General features: G+C 75.1%; 17 protein-coding genes and 1 riboswitch. Of the genes, 5 read left to right on the top strand and 12 right to left on the bottom strand.

Annotation, left to right across the window (positions count from 1 at the left end; all coding sequences use genetic code 11):
* Nucleotides 1–12 precede the first annotated feature (12 nt).
* A riboswitch (SAM riboswitch) is annotated at nucleotides 13–115 on the bottom strand.
* 55 nt (nucleotides 116–170) lie between these two features.
* From BCAV_RS01190 to BCAV_RS01160, 7 genes are all read right to left on the bottom strand, one after another.
* Nucleotides 171–662 (bottom strand): GNAT family N-acetyltransferase, encoded by a 492-nt coding sequence (locus BCAV_RS01190; RefSeq protein ID WP_012725282.1) that lies wholly within the window; start codon nucleotides 660–662, stop codon nucleotides 171–173.
* Nucleotides 663–672: 10 nt separating this feature from the next.
* On the bottom strand, nucleotides 673–1,347 hold the full coding sequence (locus tag BCAV_RS01185; protein ID WP_012725281.1) for a response regulator: 675 nt from the start codon (nucleotides 1,345–1,347) through the stop codon (nucleotides 673–675).
* Nucleotides 1,340–2,647, bottom strand: a complete 1,308-nt coding sequence (locus BCAV_RS01180; RefSeq protein WP_012725280.1) for a sensor histidine kinase — start codon at nucleotides 2,645–2,647, stop codon at nucleotides 1,340–1,342. The genes BCAV_RS01185 and BCAV_RS01180 overlap by 8 nt, the downstream gene beginning before the upstream one ends.
* Before the next feature lie 154 nt (nucleotides 2,648–2,801).
* Nucleotides 2,802–4,148, bottom strand: coding sequence for a multidrug effflux MFS transporter (locus BCAV_RS01175; protein ID WP_012725279.1), 1,347 nt, complete (start codon nucleotides 4,146–4,148; stop codon nucleotides 2,802–2,804).
* Nucleotides 4,149–4,199: 51 nt separating this feature from the next.
* Complete coding sequence (locus BCAV_RS01170; RefSeq protein ID WP_012725278.1) at nucleotides 4,200–5,186, bottom strand: endonuclease/exonuclease/phosphatase family protein; 987 nt, start codon at nucleotides 5,184–5,186, stop codon at nucleotides 4,200–4,202.
* An 18-nt stretch (nucleotides 5,187–5,204) separates the two neighbouring features.
* Nucleotides 5,205–6,458, bottom strand: a complete 1,254-nt coding sequence (locus BCAV_RS01165) for a hypothetical protein (protein WP_012725277.1) — start codon at nucleotides 6,456–6,458, stop codon at nucleotides 5,205–5,207.
* 39 nt (nucleotides 6,459–6,497) lie between these two features.
* Complete coding sequence (locus BCAV_RS01160; RefSeq protein ID WP_012725276.1) at nucleotides 6,498–7,475, bottom strand: SMP-30/gluconolactonase/LRE family protein; 978 nt, start codon at nucleotides 7,473–7,475, stop codon at nucleotides 6,498–6,500.
* Nucleotides 7,476–7,589: 114 nt separating this feature from the next.
* Between BCAV_RS01160 and BCAV_RS23105 the strand changes: the two genes are divergently transcribed.
* Nucleotides 7,590–8,624 (top strand): class I SAM-dependent methyltransferase, encoded by a 1,035-nt coding sequence (locus BCAV_RS23105; RefSeq protein WP_012725275.1) that lies wholly within the window; start codon nucleotides 7,590–7,592, stop codon nucleotides 8,622–8,624.
* A 26-nt stretch (nucleotides 8,625–8,650) separates the two neighbouring features.
* On the opposite strand, the gene BCAV_RS01150 is transcribed toward BCAV_RS23105, so the two are convergent.
* Nucleotides 8,651–9,889, bottom strand: coding sequence for an FAD-dependent monooxygenase (locus BCAV_RS01150; RefSeq protein ID WP_222836666.1), 1,239 nt, complete (start codon nucleotides 9,887–9,889; stop codon nucleotides 8,651–8,653).
* A gap of 107 nt (nucleotides 9,890–9,996) precedes the next feature.
* Between BCAV_RS01150 and hrpA the strand changes: the two genes are divergently transcribed.
* Both hrpA and BCAV_RS01140 read left to right on the top strand, forming a co-directional pair.
* Nucleotides 9,997–14,412, top strand: a complete 4,416-nt coding sequence (hrpA, locus tag BCAV_RS01145) for an ATP-dependent RNA helicase HrpA (protein WP_012725273.1) — start codon at nucleotides 9,997–9,999, stop codon at nucleotides 14,410–14,412.
* Between the two features lie 60 nt (nucleotides 14,413–14,472).
* Complete coding sequence (locus BCAV_RS01140; RefSeq protein ID WP_012725272.1) at nucleotides 14,473–15,405, top strand: alpha/beta hydrolase; 933 nt, start codon at nucleotides 14,473–14,475, stop codon at nucleotides 15,403–15,405.
* 53 nt (nucleotides 15,406–15,458) lie between these two features.
* Here BCAV_RS01140 and BCAV_RS01135 read toward each other — a convergent pair whose 3' ends face one another.
* The 3 genes from BCAV_RS01135 to BCAV_RS01125 all read right to left on the bottom strand — a co-directional run bounded on the left by BCAV_RS01135 (nucleotide 15,459) and on the right by BCAV_RS01125 (nucleotide 19,469).
* Nucleotides 15,459–16,880, bottom strand: a complete 1,422-nt coding sequence (locus tag BCAV_RS01135) for a mechanosensitive ion channel family protein (RefSeq protein ID WP_012725271.1) — start codon at nucleotides 16,878–16,880, stop codon at nucleotides 15,459–15,461.
* A gap of 5 nt (nucleotides 16,881–16,885) precedes the next feature.
* Nucleotides 16,886–18,973, bottom strand: a complete 2,088-nt coding sequence (locus BCAV_RS01130) for an adenylate/guanylate cyclase domain-containing protein (RefSeq protein ID WP_012725270.1) — start codon at nucleotides 18,971–18,973, stop codon at nucleotides 16,886–16,888.
* Between the two features lie 67 nt (nucleotides 18,974–19,040).
* A complete protein-coding gene (locus tag BCAV_RS01125) occupies nucleotides 19,041–19,469 on the bottom strand; it encodes a hypothetical protein (protein ID WP_012725269.1) in 429 nt (142 codons plus the stop codon).
* Nucleotides 19,470–19,581: 112 nt separating this feature from the next.
* Between BCAV_RS01125 and BCAV_RS01120 the strand changes: the two genes are divergently transcribed.
* Complete coding sequence (locus BCAV_RS01120; protein WP_012725268.1) at nucleotides 19,582–20,286, top strand: TetR/AcrR family transcriptional regulator; 705 nt, start codon at nucleotides 19,582–19,584, stop codon at nucleotides 20,284–20,286.
* A 9-nt stretch (nucleotides 20,287–20,295) separates the two neighbouring features.
* Here BCAV_RS01120 and BCAV_RS01115 read toward each other — a convergent pair whose 3' ends face one another.
* Entirely contained in the window at nucleotides 20,296–20,901 is a 606-nt protein-coding gene (locus tag BCAV_RS01115; RefSeq protein WP_012725267.1) for a GNAT family N-acetyltransferase, read from the bottom strand.
* Between the two features lie 184 nt (nucleotides 20,902–21,085).
* On the opposite strand from BCAV_RS01115, the gene BCAV_RS01110 reads away from it, so the two are divergent.
* Nucleotides 21,086–22,291: an AI-2E family transporter gene (locus BCAV_RS01110; protein WP_144016666.1), complete on the top strand. Its 1,206-nt coding sequence runs from the start codon at nucleotides 21,086–21,088 to the stop codon at nucleotides 22,289–22,291.
* The last annotated feature ends 20 nt before the right edge of the window (nucleotides 22,292–22,311 follow it).

Here is a 22,311-nt window from a genome sequence, read left to right as displayed (position 1 = left end):
GCCTGCATGGTCTCTCCATCGGACCTGGCGTTAGCACCCTTCCCCTCGGGAGGCTTCCGTTGGGGGGTTGCTGCGGCGTCGTCGAGCCAGGACTCTCGGCCGCTCTGGATGGTGGAGCGAGTGTAACGGATGGCGGGGAGCGGACCTAGAGGCGTCCGCGCGGCAGCGGCTCAGGCCTCCGCGATCGCGGCCTCCGCCCACAGCAGCCGGTCGCTGTGGGCGAACCCGTGCCGCGCGTACATCCGCACGGACGACGGCGAGGCGTGCACCGTGACGTGCTCGGCGCCGCGCTCAAGCGCCGTCGCCAGCACCGCACGCGTCAGCGCACCGCCGATCCCCGCGCCGCGTCGCTCCGGCACGACGTAGCAGGACTGCAGGTCGCCGGACGTGCGCTGCAGCTGCCCGACGCCCGGCACACGGGGCGTGAGCGCCAGCCAGGCCATGCCGACGACGACGCCGCCGTCATCGAGCGCGATGTGCGGGAGGTGGGTGTCGCGGTGCTCACGCGCCCAGGCCGCCGCGGCGGCCACGTGGTCGCTCTCGGCCACCACGGGAGTGCCGCGCTCGCTCGACCAGCGCCAGCGCAGGCGCACGACCTGCTCGAGCTCGTCGTCGCGCGCGAGGCGCACCTCGATCCCTTGCGGCACCGCCGGGTCGGCCATGGCACCGAGCCTAGGCGCCGGGCACGACGAACCCGGACTCGTACGCGACGATGGCCGCCTGCAGCCGGTCGCGCGCCCCGAGCTTCGCGAGCACGTTGCCCACGTGGGTCTTCACCGTCTCGACGCCGAGCCACAGCTGCGCGGCGATCTCCGCGTTCGTCATCCCGGCCGCGACGAGCCGCAGCACCTCCTCCTCCCGCTCCGTGAGCCGGCCGATGGCTGCGCCGTGCGGACCGTCGGCGGGCGACGGCGTCGCACCCGCCGGCGACGCCGCCACGAGACGCCGGACCGCCTCCGGGAACAGCACGGCGTCGCCGCGCGCGACGACCCGGATGGCCTCGACGATGCGGTCCGGGTGGGCGCGCTTGAGCAGGAACCCGCTCGCGCCGGCGCGCAGGGCGTCGAGCACGTAGTCGTCGTTCTCGAACGTGGTGACGACCAGCACGCGCGGGGCGTCCGCGTCGCGGGTGAGGGCCGCCGTGGCCGCGATCCCGTCGAGCGCCGGCATCCGGACGTCCATGAGCACGACGTCGGGCCGGGTCCGCGCGACCAGGTCGCGCACGTCGGCGCCGTCGCCCGCCTCGCCCACGACGCCGAGGTCGGGCTCGGCGTCCACGATCGCCGCGAGTCCCGCCCGCACCAACGGCTCGTCGTCGACGACGGCGACCCGCACCTGCTCAGTCATCGGCTCTCCTCCACGGAAGTCTCGCGCGCACGACCCAGGTCGCGCCGTCGGGCGCGTCCGACGCGCCGGCCTCGAGCGTGCCGCCGACGACGTGCGCGCGTTCCCGCATGCCGACGACGCCGCGCCCGGCCCGGTCCGCACGCCCGGCACCCGACGTCGTCGGCACGGGGTTCGCGATCTCGAGGCCGAGGACGCTGTCGCTGGCGTCGAGGCGCACGCGGGCCGGCCCGGACCCGTGCCGCCACGCGTTGACGGCCGCCTCGGCGACGATCGCGTACGCCTCGCGCGAGACGACGCCCGGCAGGCCGGGCGGGACGTCGCCGTCGACGCCCAGCGTGTGGCCGGCGGCGGCGGACTCCGCGACGAGCCGGGGCAGGTCGTCGAGCGTGCGGTCCGGCGCCCGGGCGGGCCGCGCGGCGGCGTCGTCGGAGCGCAGGAGGCCGAGCGCGTGGTCGAGGTCCGCGAGGGCGGACCGGCCCGTGTCCTGGATCGCGCGGAGCGCCTCGCGGACGGCGTCCGGGTCGCGCGAGAGCAGGCGCTCGGCGGCCGTCGCCTGCAGCGTGGTCACGGTGAGCGCGTGCCCGACGCTGTCGTGCAGCTCGCGCGCGAGCCGGTTCCGCTCCGCGAGCGCGGCGATGCGCGCGCGTTCCGCCGCCGCCCGTTGCTCCGGCCCCGGACCGAGCAACGGCGGAGCGAGAGCACGCATGATCGAGCCCGCGAGCGCCGTCCCCAGGGGCAGGGCGACGAGGATGGCGAGGGCCACCGGGATCGCCCACGGGCCGAGCGCCGCTGCCGTGCTCTCGCCCGGCACGAGCTGGATCCCGTCGGACGGGACGCCGAGCGCGGCGCCGAGCAGCCCGACCGCCGTCGGCAGGCCGGCGAGCAGGCCGACGAGGATCGCGCCGCCGAGGATGAGGTGCGCGCCGAAGAACGCCGCGGCGCGGGCACGGTCGTCCGGGCGCAGCTGCCCTCCCGGCGGCGCGGGGACGTCGTCGACGCCGGCCCCCAGCAGCGATCGCGCGGCAGCGGTCTCGAGCTCGCGGATCGGCGCGAGGAACGGCGGGAGGGCGCCGAGCGGTACGGCGACGACGGCGATCGCCACGGTCATCGGGAGCGGCACCTGGGGCGCGGCGTCGACGAGCTGCCACAGCCCCACCCCGAGCACGGCGTACGCGGCGGCCACCACGCCGCCCAGCACGAGGTAGACGCCCGCACGGACCACGACGCTCGCGCGCGCGCCGGTGCCGCCGTCACCGCCGGACGACGGCGGCGCGGGTCTCGCGAGATCGGGGTCGGGCACGCACCCATGGTTCCGTACCGGCCGGTCGCCCCGCCTCCCCCGCCCGAGCGATCCTGCCCTGTCCGCTCCGGGCGGCCGCCTCGCTGGGTGCGTCTGGTGACCACATAGGTCACCAGACGCACCCACTGACGGCGCGTTGGTGGGTGCGGCCGCGTCAGGCGGTCTCGGCGACGACCGCCGCCTCCGCCTCGGCGACCGCAACGGCCGGTGACGGGACGCCGTCGGACGCCGGCGCCGGCGCGGGGATGGCCCGCGCCTCACGCGTCCATCCCCGCGCCACGACCAGGAGCAGCCCCGCGGCCACGAGGATCGTGCCGCTCATGACGAGCGCCATCGTCAGGGCGTCGCCCTCGCCGAACAAGCCGGTGACGGGGGCGATCGCCGCCCCGACGCCGAACTGCGACGCGCCCAGCAGGGCTGCCGCGCTCCCGGCCTGGTGCGCGTTGCGCTCGAGCGCGATCGCGGGCACCGACGGCATGACGAAGCCGGCCGTGCCGAGCACGAGCACGAGGACCCCGACCAACGGCAGGAGACCGTCGACCGTGCGCCCGGCGGTCGCGGCGACCACCACGAGCAGCAAGGACAGGACGACGCCGGTCGGCACCACCACGGACAGGATCCGCTCCGGCGTCACCCGCCCCGCGAGCGCCCCATTGATCTGCGACCCGGCGGTGACGGCGATCGCGCCGGCACCGAAGACCAGCGCGAACTGCTGCGCGGTGAGCCCGTACCCCTCCTGGAACACGAACGTGGACGTCGAGACGTACGTGAACATCGCCGCCATGTAGAAGCCGGCGAGCAGCGCGAGCGCCACGAACGAGCGGTCCCGCAGCAGCGAGCCGTAGGAGGCGAGCGCCGGCCCGAGCCCGCCGGTCCGCCGGTACTGCGCCGGCAGGGACTCCCGCAGGAACAGGGCCACGAGCACCAGGAGCGCGGCGCCGACGCCGGCGAGCACGAAGAACATCGTGCGCCAGTCGCCGAAGCGGAGGATCTGGGCGCCGAGCGTGGGCGCGAGGATCGGCGCGACGCCGACCACGAGCATGAGGCGCGCGATGACCTTCGCGACGCGGGGGCCGGAGAACCGGTCGCGCACGATCGCCATCGACATGACCATGCCCGCGGACGCCGCGAAGCCCTGCACGCCGCGCAGCGCGGCGAGCGCCCCGATCGACGACACGAACGCGATCGCGATCGAGACGACCGCGTAGAGCGCGAACGCGGCGAGGAGCGGGCGGCGGCGGCCGAGCGCGTCCGACACCGATCCGATGACGAGCTGCCCGAGGGCCAGCCCGATGAGCGTCGTCGTCATCGTCAGCTGAACGGTGGCGGCGGACGTGCCGAGCTCCGTGGCGATGTCGGGGAACGCGGCGAGGTAGAGGTCGATGGTCAGCGGGCCGACGGCGGTCAGCGCCGAGAGGAGGAGGACGAGGGCGGCGGGGATCCTGCCGCTGCGAGACGGGGTGGACTCCACGAGGTGCGCGATCGGCGCAGGGGTGGCCATGAGGGCGCAACGCCTGCCGGACGCGCGCGCATTCCGGGTGGCCGGGGCGTCTCAGCCCGTGGGCACGAGGTGGACGACGACGCCACGGTGGTCGCTCCCACCGGCCGCGACGACGCTCACGGCCGCCACGTCCCACGCTCGCGTGTCGACGAGGACGTGGTCGATGGTGGTGCCGAGGCGGGACGGCTGCGACGTCGGCCACGTCGAGACGGCGCCCGACCCCGCGAGGACGGCCGCCGACGCGCACGGGTCGAGGTGGCGCAGCGGGGCGTGGTCCACCGTCGCGTTGAGGTCCCCGCCGACGATCACGCCCGGCGTCGCCCGGCACGCGTCGGTGACCGCCCCGAGGTCGGCGCTCCACTGGTGCATCCGCGCGCGCAGCGGCGCCGTCGGGTGCACGGCGAGGAGGACCGGGCCGACGCCGTCGTCCGGCTCCGCGCGCACGGCACCGGCGCGGGTCGGCGGCCCGGGGACCTGGTGGTACGTGCCGAGCTCGTCGCTCACCAGGAGCGCCGTCGAGAACGCCGCCCACGGACCCGTCGTGTGCGTGAACACCTGGTAGTCGCCGCCCTCGGCCGCGAGCAGCGCGGCGATCGCGCGGGCCGACTCCGCCGTCGTCTCCGGGAGGGTGAGCACGTCGGCCTGCGCCGCGTAGGCGAGCCGCGCGACGTCCTCCGGGCTCGACGCGCCGCCGTACGTGTTGAGCTGGAGCACGGTGACGCCGTCGTCCGCGGCCGGGGCGAGCGGCGTCGCCGTGAGTCCCCGCGCGGCGAGCACCCACGTGTGCGACGCGCCGCACAGCAGGAACACGAGGGCGAGGACGACGGCGGCCCGCGCCTGGTGGTGCGAGGCGCGGACGGCGATCGCGACGGCGGCGAGCACCACCGCGGCACCGAGCGACGCCACCGCGAGCACGGACCGGAACGCGATGACCTGCGTCACCGGGAACGTCGTCGACAGGCCGATCCTCGCGGGGTCGACGAGCGCGAGCGCGGCCAGGGCGACGAGCGCCACCACGAGCCAGCCGATCACGCGCACCCGGTCATTCTCGCCCGGTCAGCGGCTGTGTCCCTCCCAGCGGCGGAGCTCCTCCTCCGGCAGATCCTCGAAGGGCGAGTCCGGGACCGCCGTCGGGAGAGTGCCGAACGTGCGACTCCCGTCGTCCTGAGAGGCGAACGCGCGGTACGGGCCGGCCGGTGCGGCGTCCGCCCCCCAGGTCTCTTCCGCCCAGGCCAGCGCCTCTTGCGCCAGGGCGGCGAGCCCCGGCGTCACGCCCTGGAGGTGCGCGACAGCCCAGCGCCACCGACCCGCGAGCAGCTGCCGGCGCGACGGCGACGGGACGCCGTCCGGGCCGATCGGCGTGTTGCTCGCGAGCGCCCCGTCGATCGCCCACGTGTGCGTGAGCAGGATCCACGCCGCGCACGCGAGGTCGACGTCGCGCGACCAGCCCGGCTCGGCGACGACGTCCGGCAGGTGCCGGCCGAGGCCGGCGGTGAACGCGGCGAGGAGGTCGTCGGTGAGCCCGGCGGGCGGGTCGAACACGCACCAGCACGTGGCGAACGGCAGCACCGTGTACGCCGCGCCGAGCGCCGGGTGGTGCGTGGCGGTGCCCTCGAGGTCGAGGAACGCCCAGCCCGACGGCGCGAGCACGGCGTTGTCGGGGCAGGTGTCGCCGGGCGAGACGACGTCGTGGGGACCGGGTGCGACGAGTGCGGTGATCGCGGCGAGCTCGGCCGTCAGCTCCGGGGGGACGTCCGCCCGCCCGACGAGCTCCGCCACGCGGCGCGCACCCTGCTCGAGCATGCCCACGAGGTCGCCGTCGATGCCGGCGCCGCGGCGCGCGAGCTCGGCGGCGACGGCCGGAGCCTCAGGAGCGGACGCCCCCAGCAGGTCGCCCAGGGCCTCCGCCCACCCGCGCGCACCCTCCCAGGCGGCATCGGCGTCGTCCGCCAGCAGGAGGTCGGCGAGCGTGGGCCAGGTGCCGAGGTCGCTCATGACGACGAGGCGGTGCTCCTCGTCGACGGCGAGCAGCGACGGCGTGCGGTCCAGCCGGCTCAGCCCGACGAGCTCGCGGCCGAACTCCGCCGGCACGCCACCCGGCGCCACGAACCGCTTGACGATGACGGTCGTGGCGCGCCCGTGCGCCGTACCGGCGCTCGAGTCGAGCCGGTCGGTGCGCGTGCCGGCCACGACGCGCGCGCGCAGCACGACGGAACGGTCGGAGCCGCCGAGAGGCTGCGCGCCCGTGAGCCCGGCGCCGAGCGCCGCGGCGGCCAGCGCGAGCGTCTCGTCGCGGAGGGAGTCGGTCACCGCGTCACCCTACGACCCACACCGTGCAGAGGAGCGCGGTCAGGACCCGACGCCGCGCACCGTCGTCGCCACGCGGTACAGCCCCGAGGTGGCGGTGATCGCCAGCACGGACCGCCCCGGGCCGCCGAACGCCAGGTTCGCCGTCGGCTCGGGCACCCGGATCGTGCCGAGCCGCTCGCCCGGCCCGCCCGGCGTGCCCGGCACGTACACCTGCACCCCGGAGCCGCTCGAGACCCAGAGCCGCCCGTCGGAGTCCACCCGGACGCCGTCCGGCGCGCCGGGAGCGATGAGCGCGAACGTCGTCGGCGCACCGAGGTGCGGCTCGCCGTCGCGCGGGTCGCGCGCCACGGCGCTCGCCGTGGTCACCGGGAACGCGAGGACGTGGCCCGCCTCGGAGTCCGCCAGGTACAGCACGTCGCCGGCGGGCGAGAACGCGAGCCCGTTCGGCCCCGGTTGCGCGCGAGCGACCACGCGCACGTGCCCGTCCGGGGCGACCCGGTACACGTGGCACCCGTCCATCTCGACCTCGCCGCCGTACCCCTCCTCCGGCTTGTCGATGCCGTACCGCGGGTCCGTGAACCAGACGGCGCCGTCGGCCGCGACCACGAGGTCGTTCGGCGAGTTGAACCGGCGGCCGTCGTGCCGGTCCACCACGACCGCCCATGCGCCGTCGAGCTCGCGCCGCACGATCGCGCGCTCGCCGTGGCTCGCCGCCAGGAGCCGGCCCTCGCCGTCGAGGGTGTGCCCGTTCTGGTGGTGCGACGGCTCGAGGAGGATCCCCGCACCGGCGTCCGGCGACCACGTGAGGAGGCGGTTCCCGACGACGTCGCTCCACACGATCTCGGTCTCGCTCACCCACGCGGGCCCCTCGAACCAGATCCCGCCGTCGGCGAGCAGGTCGAGCGAGGTGCCGGGGGCGATCAGGGCGGCGAGCTCGGCCTCGTGCCCGACGGCGGGGTCGAGCTCCAGCGGCAGGGAGCGGATCACGCCCTGCTCGAGAGGTGGCGACGTCGTCATACCGCCGAGCGTAGGCCCGCCGTGGTCGCCGCGAGGGAGGCGCACGGGTGAGGCCGGGCCGCCGCCGCTCGCACCCCATGACATCGCGCTCGTCACCGCCTAGCGTGACCGCTCGTGACGTTCCTCCCGATCGACGCCGACCCCGCCCCTGACGCCGTCGCCCGGCTCACGATCGTGCCGGTCCTGCCCGACGGCACGTTCGCCGCGCTGGTCGAGGGCGACGGTCGGGTCCGCCTCGTCACCGGGGACATGCGCCCCGGCGAGGACTGGCTGCTGGAGGGCACGCTCCGCCTCCCCAAGGAGGCCGCCGGGTTCCGCCGCCAGCGCGTGCACGTCGTCGGCATCGACGCGGACCACCTCCTCGTCTGGGTCGACGGCGACGTCCGCCCGGACCTGCGGCCACCCGCCCCGGCCGCGGAGCTCGGCGTGTTCGCGCCGGAGGAGCTGAGCCGTCGGCTGGCGGCGCAGGGCGACGACGACGGCGCACGTGCCGTCGTCCAGGTCGCCGCCTCGCGTGCGGGCGACACGGACGAGGCGTACTTCGCCGACGCCATGCGCCTGCTCGCCCCCGCCTACCTGGCGGCGACGACGGCGCAGGGCGGGTCGGGCTTCGGCGGCGACGCCGATGCGTGGGCTCGCCGACGCGGCCAGATCGCCGACGCCGTCCCGGCCGACGGCACGTTCCTCGACCTCGGGTGCGCGAACGGCCTGCTCATGGAGTCCGTGGCGGCGTGGACGGCGGCACGCGGCCTCCGCGTCGAGCCGTACGGCGTGGACCTCTCCCCCGAGCTGGTCGAGCTCGCCCGGCGACGCCTGCCCCACTGGGCGGACCGCCTCGCCGTCGGCAACGCCCTCGACTGGACGCCGGCGGACGGACGCCGCTTCGACGTCGTCCACGTGCTGCTCGATTGCGTCCCGCGGGATCGACGCCGCGAGCTCGTGGACCACGGACGTGCGCTCGTGGAGCCCGGCGGGCGACTGCTCGTCAGCCACTACATCGCGCGAGGTGGGACCGAGCCGCACGTCGGGGTCCAGCTCGCCGCCATGGGCCTGGCGGAGCCGGACGGGCTCGCGCCCGAGCGCGGCGGCGACGTGCCGATGCTCGCCTGGTACGACCGCCCGGACGACGGCGCGGCGCCGGCGCGGTGACCGACGCCCAGGAACCCGCTGTCGCGTCAGGCGGAGCCGCGTGCGGCGTCGCCGGCGGCCGCGGCCAGCGACGGCGGCACCCACCCCGCGAAGCGGGACGCCGCCCGCATCACCGCCGCCGACGGCGCGATCCGCACCATCGCGTCGCGCGTCGCGACGGCCGCGGGGTGGCGCAGCTGGGCACCGAACCTCGCCATCGCCCAGGACAGCCGCTGCACCTGCTGGGAGCGGGGGCGTCGCTGCGCGTCGTACCTGGCCAGCCCGTCGCGCACCTCCGCGGGCGCCGCGGCCGTGGCGAGCGACGCCGCGAGGACGATCCCGTCCTCGATGGCCTGCGAGCCGCCCTGCCCGAGGTTCGGCGGCATGGCGTGCGCCGCGTCACCGACGAGGGCGACGGGCCCGCGCACGTACGAAGGCAGCGCGTGGCGCAGTGCGGAGATGTCGTGCCGGAGCACGGCCTCCGGCGGCGTCGCCGCGAGGACCGCCTCGATCGGGTCGTGCCACCCGGCGACGAGGCGACGGACCTCGGCGAGCTCCTCCGCGCCGTCGCCCTCCCGCCCACCGGCCGGACGTAGCGCCGTCGCGAACCAGTAGACGCGCCCGTCGGCCATCGGCACGATCCCGAACGCCCCTCCCGGCGCCCACGTCTCCGACATCTCCGTGACGGTCCCGGGCGGGACGCTCGCGACGGCCCGCCACGCCGTCGACCCGGTGTACTCGAGGTCGGCGTGGCCAGGCCAGAACCGGCCCCGCAGTGCGCTCGCCGCGCCGTCCGCCGCGACCACGACGTCGCCCGTCACCTCCTGGGCGGTCCCGCCGGCGAGGTACCGGACCAGCGCGCGCGGGGTCGGGCCGGGCTCTCGCTCGACGTCGGTCACCTGCGCCCCGTACGTGACGCCGTCGGGCCCGAGCACCGCGGCGAGGGCGTCGTGCAGCTGCGCCCGATGGATGACGACGGCGCCCGACCCGAACCGCGCCGCGACCCGTTCGGCGTCGACGCGGGCGAGCCAGCGGCCCGACGCCGTCCTGGTCCCGCCGGGGTAGGCGGCGGCGCCGAGGCCGCGGATGGCGTCGCCCGCGCCGATCTCGTCGAGGCAGCGCATGGCGTTCGCCAGCAGCACGATCCCCGCGCCGGTGGGTTGCGGCTCCGGCGACCGCTCGAGCACCCGCACGCTCCACCCGACCCGGCGCAGAGCGGCAGCCGCCGTCAGCCCGCCGATCCCGGCTCCGACGACGACGGCGGTGGGCGGGGTCACGGGGGGCACGGTCCCAGTGTCGCAAGGCGCGCGGCCGCGGCCCTTCCCGCCCCACCGTGGGATCAGTCACGAATCGAGGTGACCCGTGCGCCGCGGGCCTGGGAGAATCGACCATCGTGAGCGGTGAACGGAGCGAGCAGCGGGCCGGACCCGCGGGCACGCCCGGACGCCGCCGCCCGAACCGCCGCCGCGGCCGCGGTCAGGGAACCGGCCCTCGGGAGCGTCGCCCGGCCCGCCCGGCGTGGCGGCCGTACTCGGAGGAGCAGCTCGCCGTCCGACGCGCTGCGCTCCCGACGCTCGCGTTCCCGCCGGACCTCCCGGTCTCCGCACGCCGGGACGACATCGCGGCGGCGATCCGCGACCACCAGGTCGTCGTCGTCGCGGGCGAGACCGGCTCCGGCAAGACGACGCAGCTCCCGAAGATCTGCCTCGAGCTCGGCCGCGGGATCACCGGCACGATCGGACACACACAGCCCCGGCGGATCGCCGCGCGGAGCGTCGCGGAGCGGATCGCCTCCGAGTGCGACGTCGAGCTCGGCGGCGCCATCGGCTACCAGGTGCGCTTCACCGACCACGTCGGCCCGACGACGCTCGTCAAGGTGATGACGGACGGCATCCTGCTCAGTGAGATCCAGCGGGATCCGACCCTCTCCCGGTACGACACGATCATCGTCGACGAGGCCCACGAGCGGTCCCTCAACATCGACTTCATCCTCGGCTACCTGCGCCGCCTGCTGCCGCGCCGCCCGGACCTCAAGGTCATCATCACGTCGGCCACGATCGACTCCGAGCGGTTCGCCGCGCACTTCGCGCAGCGCGACGGCGTCGTGGTCCCCCGGATCGGCGACCCGGGGACGCCGGCCCCGGTCATCGAGGTCAACGGCCGCACGTACCCGGTGGAGATCCGCTACCGGCCCCTCGTCCCCGGCGAGGAGGACGAGGAGCCGGACGACGGCGCCCCGCGCCCGCCGCACGACGCCCTCGATCTCGATGTGCTCGACGACGCCGACCTGCTCGCCGGGCTCGAGACCGACGACGCGCGCGTCCTCGCCGCGCTCGAGGCGGCGACCGCCCCGGACGCCGACCCCGCGAGCGCCGCCGGCCGCGGCCGGGCGACGCACACCGCGCCGACGGCGACGAGACGCGGGACGAGGCGGACGCCGTCGTCGGGGCCGCAGCAGGCGGACGAAGAGCTCGACCAGCCGACGGCGATCTGCCGCGCCGTCGACGAGCTGACGGCGCTCGGCCCGGGCGACGTGCTCGTGTTCTGCTCCGGCGAGCGGGAGATCCGCGACGCCGCCGACGCGCTGGCGTCTCACCTCGGCACCCGGTACACGGCACCCGGAGCGCGGAACACCGCACCGGGCGCCGTCGAGGTCCTCCCGCTGTACGCGCGCCTCAGCGCGGCGGAGCAGCACCGCGTGTTCGCCCCGCACCCGTACCGGCGCGTGGTGCTGGCGACGAACGTCGCCGAGACGAGCCTCACGGTGCCCGGGATCCACTACGTGGTCGACACCGGCCTCGCCCGCATCTCGCGCTACTCGCAACGCACGAAGGTGCAGCGGCTGCCGATCGAGCCGATCTCCCAGGCCAGCGCGAACCAGCGCTCCGGGCGGTGCGGACGCGTGGCGGACGGCGTCGCGATCCGGCTGTACTCCCGCGGCGACTTCGACCGCCGCCCGGAGTTCACCGAGCCGGAGATCCTGCGCACGTCGCTGGCGAGCGTGGTGCTGCAGATGGCAGCGCTCGGGCTCGGCCGGATGGACGCGTTCCCGTTCGTCGACCCGCCGGACACGCGCGCCATCCGCGACGGCGTCGCGCTCCTCACCGAGCTCGGCGCGATCGAGGAGGGCCAGGGCGACGACGCCGAGGACGTCCGGCTCACCGACGTCGGGAGGCAGCTCGCGCAGCTGCCCATCGACCCGCGGCTGGGCCGGATGCTCGTGGAGGCCGGCCGGCTCGGCGTGGTTCGCGAGGTCATGGTGCTCGTGGCCGCGCTCTCCGTGCAGGACGTGCGCGAGCGCCCGGCGGATCACCAGCAGGCGGCGGACGACAAGCACCGCCGGTTCGCCGACCCGACGTCGGACTTCCTCACGCTGTACACGCTGTGGACCTACCTGCAGGACCAGCAGAAGGCCATGGGCTCGAGCGCGTTCCGGCGGCTGTGCCGATCGGAGTTCCTCCACTACCTGCGGGTGCGCGAGTGGCAGGACGTGCACGCGCAGCTGCGCCAGCTCGGCAAGGGCCTGGGGCTGCGCCCCGAGCCACGGGCCGACGACGCGCCCGCCGGGGTCGGCGACGTGCGCAAGCCGAAGGTCGACTCCGACGCCGTCCACCGCGCGCTCCTCGCCGGCCTGCTCAGCCACCTCGGGTCGTGGGACGAGCGACGGCGGGAGTACGCGGGTGCGCGCGGGTCGCGGTTCGTCGTGTTCCCCGGGTCCTCGCTCGCCCGCAAGCCGCCGGCGTGGATCGTGGCGGCCGAGCTCGTCGAGACGTCCCGGCTGTTCGCGCGCACCGCCGCCCGGATCCAGCCCGAGTGGGCCGAGCAGGCCGGCGAGCACCTCGTGAAGCGCACCTACTCGGGGCCGTTCTGGTCGGCGAAGCAGGGCGCCGCGATGTGCCACGAGAAGGTGCTGCTGTTCGGGGTGCCGATCGTCGCGGACCGGGTGGTCCCGTTCGCGCGCGTCGACCCGGCGGCGGCCCGGGAGATGTTCCTGCGGAACGCGCTCGTGGAGGGCGAGTGGCGCACGCACCACGCGTTCGTGCGTCGGAACGCGGAGGTGCTCGACGAGGCGCGCCAGATCGAGGACCGGGCACGGCGGCGCGGCCTGCTCGTCGACGACGAGGCCCTGGTCGACTTCTTCGACGAGCGGGTCCCGGAGTCGGTGACGACGGCGCGCGCGTTCGACGCCTGGTGGAAGGACGCGCGGCGCGCGGACCCCGACCTCCTCACGTACACGCTCGACCTGCTCGTCCCGACCGCGCACGCCGTCGACGACGCCGGGTTCCCGCGCACCTGGACGCAGGGTGACCTGACGCTCCCGCTGACGTACCAGTTCACGCCGGGCACGGATGCCGACGGCGTCACCGTGCACGTGCCGATCGCCGTCCTGAACCGGGTCCGCCCGGCCGGGTTCGACTGGTTGGTGCCCGGTCTGCTCACGGACCTCGTGACGGCGACGATCCGGGCCCTGCCCAAGCAGGTGCGCGTGCAGCTCGTCCCGGCACCCGACGTGGCGCAGGCCGTCGTCGCCCGGCTCCCGGACTGGGCGGACGTCGCGCCCGCTCCCGACGGCGCCCCGTCCTTCCACGAGGCGTTCGCGAGCGCCGTGCGCGAGGTGCGCGACGTCGTCGTCCCCGCCGAGGCGCTCGAGGAGGCCGACGAACGGCTCCCCGCGCACCTGCGGATGACGTTCCGCGTGCTGGGCGAGCGCGGGCAGGAGCTCGACGAGGGGCACAGCCTCGTCGCGTTGCAGCGGCGGCTCGCGGCCCAGGCCCAGTCGGCGGTGCGCTCCGCCGTGCGCGCGGCCCTCGCCGACGCCTCACGCACCGCGGCGGTCCCCGCCGGCCCCGTGGCGAGCCCCGAAACCACACCCACGACGGCGGAGAGCGGTGAGCAGCAGGGCCGGACGGGCGGCGCCGAGGTCGACACCGTCCGTACCTGGGCCGACGTCCCCGGCGAGGCCATCCCCGCCGAGCTCGCCACGACCGGCCCCGCCGGCCTCGACATCCGCGGCTACCCGGCGCTCGTCGTCGAGCCGGATCCCGACGGCGGGCGGACGCGGGTCGCGTTGCGCGTCCTCGCCGACGCCGAGCGGGCCCGCGCGCAGCACGCCGACGGCGTCCGCGCGCTCCTGCTCCAGGAGTTCGCCATCCCGACGGCACGGGTGACGTCGCGCTGGACCGGCCGCGAGGCGCTCACGCTCGCGTCGAGCCCGTACCGCGACACGGACGCGCTGGTCCGGGACGTGCAGGTGGCGGCGGTCGCCCAGCTCACGGCCGGGACGGACCTCACCACGGTGCGCGACGCCGCGTCGTACCGCCGGGTCCGCGCGGACGTGCGGGATCACCTCGAGGACGCCGTGTACGGCGTCGTCGCACGCGTGGTCGAGGCCCTCCAGGCCCACCGCGAGCTCGACTCCGCGGTGCGCGCCAGCACGTCGATGGCGCTGCTCGGCACGCTGACCCAGGTCCGCGACCACGCCGCGTCGCTGGTGTACGACGGCTTCGTGGCCCGGACGCCCCCGGAGTCGCTGCGCCACCTCGCGCGCTACCTGCGGGCCGACGGCTACCGCCTCGCGAAGGCGGCGGAGAATCCCGGCCGCGACGCGACCCTCGCGTGGGAGGTCAGCGAGCTCGAGGACGCCCTGGCCTCCGTGCGCGCCACCCATCTGAGCCCGGACCGCGCCGCACGTGCCGAGGCCGTCCGGTGGCAGCTCGAGGAGCTCCGGGTGTCGCTCTTCGCCCAGCAGCTCGGGACGGCGCAGCCCGTGTCCGCCAAGCGCATCCGGACGGCGCTCGCCCAGGTGTAGCCCGCTCCCGCGCGGCCCGGCACCGGGCCACCTCCTGGACCGCGCGGCAGGATGGGCGCCGTGCGCCGTGTCCTCGCCGCCCTCCCCGGGCTCGTCCTGCTCGGGGTCGTCGTGTGGGTGGTGCTCACCCGCTGGGACGTGCTGCGCGCCGGGCACCCCGCGTACCCGATCACGCTCGCCGTGGCCGCCGTGCTCGGCGCGGTCCTGGCGATCCGGGGGGCGCAGGCACCCGCCGAGCGGCCGGCAGGTGGCGGACGACGCGTGCTCCGCGCGCTCGGCCACGCCGTCGGCGCGGTCCTCGTGCTGGCGTCGGCGGCGGCACTGGCGTGGCTGCGCCCGTTCCCGGCCGACGACGTCGCGCTGCCCGCGCTGGACGTCCCCGACGACGCGTCGGTCGCCGTCGTCGACGAGATCGGGACGATCGACCTCGTCCCGGCCGAGCCGCTGACCACCGGGCTCGTGTTCTCACCGGGCGCGCGCGTGGATCCCCGCGCGTACGCGCACGTGCTGCGCCCGCTCGCGGAGGCCGGGTACGTCGTCGTCATCCTCCGGCCGCCCTACGGCATCGCGCTCGCCAACCCCACGCAGAGCGGGGCGGCGATCTCCCGCCACCCCGAGGTGGAGACGTGGTTCGTGGGCGGGCACTCGATCGGCGGGGTGGCGGCGTCCTGGTTCGCGGAGCGCGAGGCGGCACCGGACGGCGCCGTCGACGGCCTCCTGCTCTGGGCGAGCTACCCCGCGGCCGACCTGTCCGGGACGGCGCTGCGAGCCTGCTCCGTGACCGGGACGAACGACGGGCTGACGACGCCGGCGGACGTCGCCGACTCCGCCCCGCTCCTGCCGCCCACCACTGTCTTCACGCCGATCGACGGCGCGATCCACGCGTACTTCGGCGACTACGGCCCGCAGGCGGGCGACGGCGAGCCCGCCGTCCCGCGCGAGGAGGCGCAGCGCCAGATCGTCGAGGCGTCGCTCGCCTGCCTCGACGGCTGACGTGCTGGCCGCAGCCGGGACCGGTCACGACCCCGGGCAGGTCCCCACGGCACCTACGCCGGGACGTCGAGCTCGCGCAGGCCGCGCTCGCCCGTCCGCGCGATCTCCCGGACGAGGCGCCGGCGCGCGTCGGCCACCGCCCCGATCCGCTGGGCGAGCTGGGGCTCCGCCAGCGCCGCGGCCCGCGTGACCTCGGCGGGCACGAACAGCACGCGCGTCTCGCCGAGCGCGTGCGCCGTGAACCCGTGCGGCTCGCGCGCCAGGCACGCCTCTCCCGTGTACCCGCCCCGCTCGATCGGCGCCTCGACCGCTCGCGCCTCACCGCCGAGGCTCACCGAGAGCTGCACCCGCCCCGCCAGCACGAACAGCAGGCCGCGCGCGACGGCTCCGGCGTGGTGCAGGATCTCGCCGTCGCCGTACACCCGCAGCACCGCGCTGTCGCGGGCGCCGTCGACGACGGCGTCCGACAGCCCGAACAGCTCCTGCACCTCGGCCATCGCCGCCGCCGACGCCTCGTCGCCCGCGCTGGGTCCGGCGGAGCCGCCGTCCAGCGAGAGCCCGGCGCGGCGTGCGGCGTACCAGAGCCAGAGCCGGAACACGGACGTGGCCGACGACTCGTCGGCCGGGCCGTGCAGCGGGAGCGTCGTCGTGTACGTGTGCGGCGCCGTCAGCGCCACGGACGGCCGGGCGCCGGACCGTAGGGTCGGCAGGTCGCGCGCCACGTCCCGCAGCACGCCGATGACCGTGGCCGGCGGGTCGTCGGCCGCGAACACCGCGTCGATCGCGACGTCGAAACGCCCCTCGGGCTCGCTGAGGTTGACGAAGCTCGAGCCCCCGAGCGAGGAGTTCGGGATGATGTGCACGCCCTCGCCGGTCTCGATGTGCACCGACCGCCAGTTGACCTCGACCACGCGCCCGACGGCGCCGGCGGCGGACAACCGGTCGCCGATCTGGAACGGCTGCTCGAACAGCAGCAGCAGGCCGGACACGACGGAGCCGATCGCCCCCTGCAGGGCGAAGCCGAGCACGATGCCGGTGACGCCCAGGGCCGCGAACATGCCTCCGACGTCGGCCCCCCACACCCAGGAGAGGATCACCGCCATCCCCAGCACCACGAGGACGAGCCGCGCGATCTCCACGAAGATCGACGGGATGCGGGCGCGCCAGGAGCCCTCCCTGGCCTGCGCGAACATCATCGCGTTGAGCGCGGACAGCGCGAACACCAGCAGGGCGACGCCGGCGACGGTCGCCAGCACGCGCACCCACACGTTCGTCGGCGGGAACTCCGCGGCGAACCGGACGAGCACGAAGATGCCGAACGCGGGGACGACGGCGTTGCGCAGGAAGCTGACCGGCGCCAGGAGCGCGCTCCCCCGCCGCCGCAGGACGTCCTGCCACTGGGTGAGCAGGAACAGCGCCAGGGGGACGCCGACGACGACCGCTGCCGCCCAGGCGAACCACGCCTCCTCGAGCATGCCGCTCACCGCCTCTCGTCGAGCCGCCAGACGGGGTGCTCCCCGTCGGAGCTCCGCACCACGCCGGCCTCGGTGAACTCGTACTGGTCGCGCACGGCGTCGTAGATCCGGTCGGTGACGTAGATGCCGGGCTCCGGCTCCTCGGCGTGCACCCGGTACGCGAGGTCCACGGCCTCGCCCCACAGGTCGTAGACGACGCTCGCCCGCCCGACGATGCCGCTCGTGACGGTGCCGACGTTGATCCCCGCCCGCAGCGACAGGTCCGAGCCGTGCCGCGCGTTGAACGCCGCCACGACCTCCGTCAGCTCCGACGTGAACTGGACGATGCGGCGCGCGTGGTCGACGCGCGGGATGACGAGGCCGCAGCTCGCCAGGAACCCGTTGCGCAGGGAGCGCACCTTCTCGACGCCGGTCCGTTCGGCGGCCTCGTCGAACGCCCGCACGAGCTCGTTGAGGTGCTCGAGCGCCGCGTGCGAGTCCATCCCTGACGTGAACCCGGCGAACCCGACGAGGTCGGCGAACACGACCGAGACGTCCTGGAAGTCCTGGGCGATCGTCTCCTCGCCGCCCTTGACCTGCTCCGCGACGGCGGGCGGCATGAGGCTGAGCAGGATCCGGTCCTTCTCGGCCTGCTCCGCCTCGAGCAGCTCCTGCTTCGTGCGCAGGCTCGTGGCCATCTCGTTGAAGGCCTCCGCGAGGTCGCCGACCTCGTCGTTCGTCCGCACGCGAACCTGGGCGTCGAGGTCGCCGGCGGACACGGCTCGGACGCCGCTGACGAGCGATCGGATCGGACGCACGAAGACCTGCGCGAGCAGCAGCGACGCGACGGCCGCGAGCAGCAGCATGCCCGCGATCGAGAGCACGAGCTGGCGCTGGAAGTCCTGCACCGGGGCGAACACCTCGGAGGGATCGACGGCGGCGGCGATGACCCAGTTGAGACCCGGGGCGTCGACCGGCGTGTACGCGACGATCACGTCCGTGTCGCGGTAGCCGGTGGTCCGCACGATGCCGGTCTCGCCGTCGAGCGCCCGCTCGATGGCCGGCGACTGCACCGACTGCCGCAGGATCGGGTTGCCGAGACGCACGACGGTCTCCGCCACGTCCCGCGGGGTGCCCGCCGCCACGACCCGGTCCACGTACTCCTCCGGGTTCTCCACGAGCAGCCGGGATGTGGAGCGCAGGGTCCCGTCCGGCCCGACCAGGTAGGTCTCGCCAGTCTCGCCGAACCCCGCCTGCTGCCACTGCCCCCCGCTGGTGAGGACCTCGTTGAGGCGGTCGGTCGACGCCTGGATCGCCAGGACCCCGACGGTGAGGCCGTCGTCCTGGATGGGCGACATGACGAACTGGGTGGGTGAGTCCGCCAGCGGCTGATACGGCTCGAAGTCCGCCAGGCCCACGTAGTCCTGGCCGTTCGACGTGACGGTCTCGCGGAAGGTGTCCTCCAGCGAACCACCGGCGTACGGACCACTCAGCACGTTCGTGCCGAGGTCCACACCCTTGTACGCCGAGTACACGACGTTGCCGTCCGGGTCGATCAGCAGCAGGTCCTCGAACTCGTTCTGCGTGACGATCTCGCGGAGCGTGTCGTGATACCTGGCGTGTGCTGCGGACCAGACGCTGCCGTCCCCGGCGTCGTCGACGGCGAGGGTCGCGTCGTAGTCCAGGGCCGGGTCCGTGTAGTGGGCCTGGAGGTACCACGCCGCGTCCGAGGTCGGCAGAAACGACTCGACGGTGAACTCCTGGCCGGCGTTCTCCGCAAGCTGCGGCAGAAGCACGTCGGAGTACACGGCCTCGACCTGCGCACGTTGATCGGCCGAGACCTGCGCTCCGGCGAGGTCACGCCAGCCGGCCTCGAACGCCTGCATGGAGTTCTCCGCGGTGCGCGAGTTGAGCACGACCGCGCGCTCGAGCCCCGTGAAGTACGACGCCACCTCACGGGCGCGGCTCTCGCGCACCTGCGTGACCTGCTGGTACGCGGCCTGCTCCAGGGCCTGCGTGCCGGACCGGTAGCCGATCCAGCCGACGACGAGCGCCGTCACGAGCGCCATCGCCAGCAGCATGACGAGGAGCTTCGACTGGATCTCGATACGCATCCTGCGGCGTCGACCGGTGTCGGGGGGCCCCGAGGGCAGGCGCGCGGGCAGGTCGGGCGCGCGCTGCTCAGGCGCGTCGGTCGAGGTACTCACGAGCTCCCCTGGAGGACGAGTGGGACGAGGCGACGGCCACGGTTGCGGCAACTCTGGCGGACTTTCGCCCGGGACGCTCGGCGACGCGGGCTCGGCGGGCGGGTGTCCGACCCGGCCGACGCGCGCGCGCCACGACGCCGATCGCCGCCGCAGCCACGACGGCGATCAGCAGGAGCCCGAGTCCGGTCCCGACCCAGCCGGCCGGCAGCGCGAGGACTGCCGACCAGGCGAGGACCGTCGCGCCGAAGACCGCCGCGATCCCGCACATCGCGAGCCACGCCCGCTGCTCGGGAGTCGTCGGCGGGCGATCACCGGCATGCCTGCGCGAACGCCCGCCGACGCGTTCCCGCGCGGTGGCCCCGACGCGCAGGGCGTTGACCTTCCGCTGGGAGATCTCGGTCATGCTCGCCTGCCCCCTCCGATGCCGCCCCCTGCGGGTGCGTTCGAGGCTGCTCCGACTAAGACATCTAGGAGACTATGGGTACATCGCCGCCCGCGCTTCCTAAGATGCGAGGGTGTCCGATCAGCCCACGCGCAACGAGGCCGGCCGCCGCGCTCGCGAGCGGCTCGTCGACGCCGCCGAGCGCCTCGTCGCCACCCGTGGCCCCGAGGTGCCGGTCAGACAGATCACCCGGGCCGCCGGCCAGCGCAACAACTCCGCCGTGACGTACCACTTCGGCTCGCGCGCCGGTCTCCTGGACGCCGTGTGGACCCGGAGAACCCAGCGCGTCAACGCCGACCGGTCCGCGATGATGGACGAGCTCGCCGCCGACGGCCGCGACGCCGACCTCCACGCGCTGGTCGAGGCCCACGTCCTGCCGATGGCGCGAGAGATCGGCGCCGGGCTCCCCAGCTACTGGGCGCGCTTCAACGAGGTCACGCTCGCCGCGATGCCGCTCGCGTTCCTCGACACGTTCGACGCCGATCTCGCGCAGCGCGTCGAGACGGAGGTGCCGCTGCGCACGCTGAGCGACCTGTTCCATCGCATGCGCAAGCACGTCGCCGACGGTGCCGAACCGGCCGCCGGCCTGCAGGTCGCGCTCATGGTGCGGTTCGTGATCGCCGCGCTCGCGAGCTGGGAGCGGGACCAGGAGGCCGGCCGGGTCGACGCCGCGTCGCTCGAGGAGTTCGCGCACGGGCTCGTCGAGCTCGGGCACGAGATGCTCGTCCACCCGAACCGGCACCTCGCGGACGCCGTGGCGCACGTCGGCCGCGCGTAGCGCGACGCGTCACGCCCTCGCCCGAGGGGCGGACAGTGCCCGCACGTACTGCCGGCACACGTACACCCGGGAGAACCGCTCACGCAGCTCGGCCTCGCGCTCGATGTCGGCGTGCAGGAACGCCGTCACCGGCCGGCTCAGCCCGTCCGGCGTCGTGAAGCCGTCGGCCGGGTCGTCCCAGCCCTTGTAGACGTGCAGGTAGCGGAACCGCTCCGTGAACCCGCGAGCGCCGTACCAGGCGTTCGCCGCGGCGTCCTCACGGGTCCACGCGTCCAGCGTCGCGATCCCGTCGCCGAGCAGCGGCAGCGCCGCGTCGAGCATCCGCGACGCGATCCCGCGCCCCGCGTGGTCGGGCAGCACGGCGACGGAGTCGATGGTCGCCGCGTGCTCCTCGGCGTCGATCTCGATGTCGAGAAGGCCGACGACGTCGCCCCGCACCTCGGCCACGATCCGCAGAGCCGGTCCGTCGAGAGCAGGCGAGATGCGGACGTCGTCGTAGTACTGCGTGTGCGCGAAGGCGAGCAGCCGGCACCGCATCCAGCTCTCGCCGTCGTCATCGGTGTAGGGGCGGACGACGACGTCGCTCGCCGAGGTGGTACGAGTGGTGGGGGTCATGGGTGTCCTTCGCTGGGTGGGGACGCCGGATCGCGCCCGGCCTCGGCGGCGGGGCGGACGGCGGGGACTGGACGACCTCAGCGGAACGACATCCGGCACAGCCTCGTGCACCGCGCGATGGCACGCAACGACTTTCCCGGAGCGGAGCGGGGACGCGACGGGGCACGTGGTCTACGTTCGCGTCATGACGACGCCACCCGCGGGCCCCGGCGGATCTCCCCTCACGCTTCGTGCGGAACCCCGTGGCGCCCCGACGAGCCGACGCCCTCCGCGGTGGCTGCCCCGCGCGCTGGCGATGGGTGTCGTGGCCGTCTTCGTCGGGATCCTGTCCTGGTACGCCCTGGGCTCCCTGCAGGGGCTCGGCGTCAACCTCGTCATCGCGTTCTTCGTAGCGCTCGCGCTCGAGCCCGCCGTCGTGTGGCTGGTGCGCCACGGATGGCGCCGCGGAGCGGCGGCGGGCGTGGCGCTCCTCGGGTCGATCATCGTCATCGCCGTCGTGCTCGCCCTGTTCGGGAACCTGTTCGTGCAACAGCTGATCCAGCTGGTCAGCAACCTGCCGGACGTGTACGCCACGATCCAGGAGTGGGTCGAGGGCCAGTTCGGCGTCGTCGTGCCGGACTCGGACGACCTCATCCGCCAGGCGCTCGAGCAGTGGGGCGACGACGTCGCCTCGGGTGCGCTCGCCGTCGGCGCCGGGATCGTGGGCGGCCTCTTCGCGGCGTCGGTCATCCTGCTCGTCGCGTACTACCTCCTCGCGGCCGGCCCGAAGTTCCGGGCGTCGATCTGCCGGTGGCTGACGCCGAACCGCCAGGAGGAAGTCCTGCGGATGTGGGAGATCACGCAGGTCAAGGTGTCGGACTTCATCAACACGCGCATCGTGCTCGCTGCGCTGTCGACGACGTTCACGTTCGTCTTCCTGCTCATCATGGGGACGCCCTACGCGCTCCCGCTCGCCGTGTTCACCGGCGTCGTCTCCCAGTTCGTGCCGACGATCGGCACCTACATCGGCGGCGCGCTGCCCGTCGTCGTCGCCCTCGCTGCCCAGGGCATCGGGTACGGCCTCGCCGTCACCGCGTTCATCGTCGGGTACCAGCAGGTCGAGAACCTCATCTTCTCGCCGAAGGTCTCCGCCCGTGCGCTCGAGATGAACCCCGCGGTCTCCTTCGTCGCCGTCCTCGCGTTCGGGGCCGTGTTCGGGCCGCTCGGCGCATTCCTGGCGCTGCCCATCGCCGCCACGATCCAAGCCATCGGGAACACGTACATGCGCCGGCACGAGCTCATCGACTCCCACATGCTCCGCGACCCCGACTCCCACCACGAGGGCCACGAGGGCCACGAGGGCCACGACAGGAAGAAGCCGGGCGAGCCGCACGACGCTCCCGCGGGCTGACCCCGAACGGCGCGACCGGG

The sequence above is a fragment of the Beutenbergia cavernae DSM 12333 genome, assembly GCF_000023105.1.
Taxonomy (GTDB): Bacteria; Actinomycetota; Actinomycetes; order Actinomycetales; family Beutenbergiaceae; genus Beutenbergia; species Beutenbergia cavernae.
Note: the sequence above shows the minus strand (reverse complement) of the source record. Positions and strands in the feature narration are given on the sequence as shown.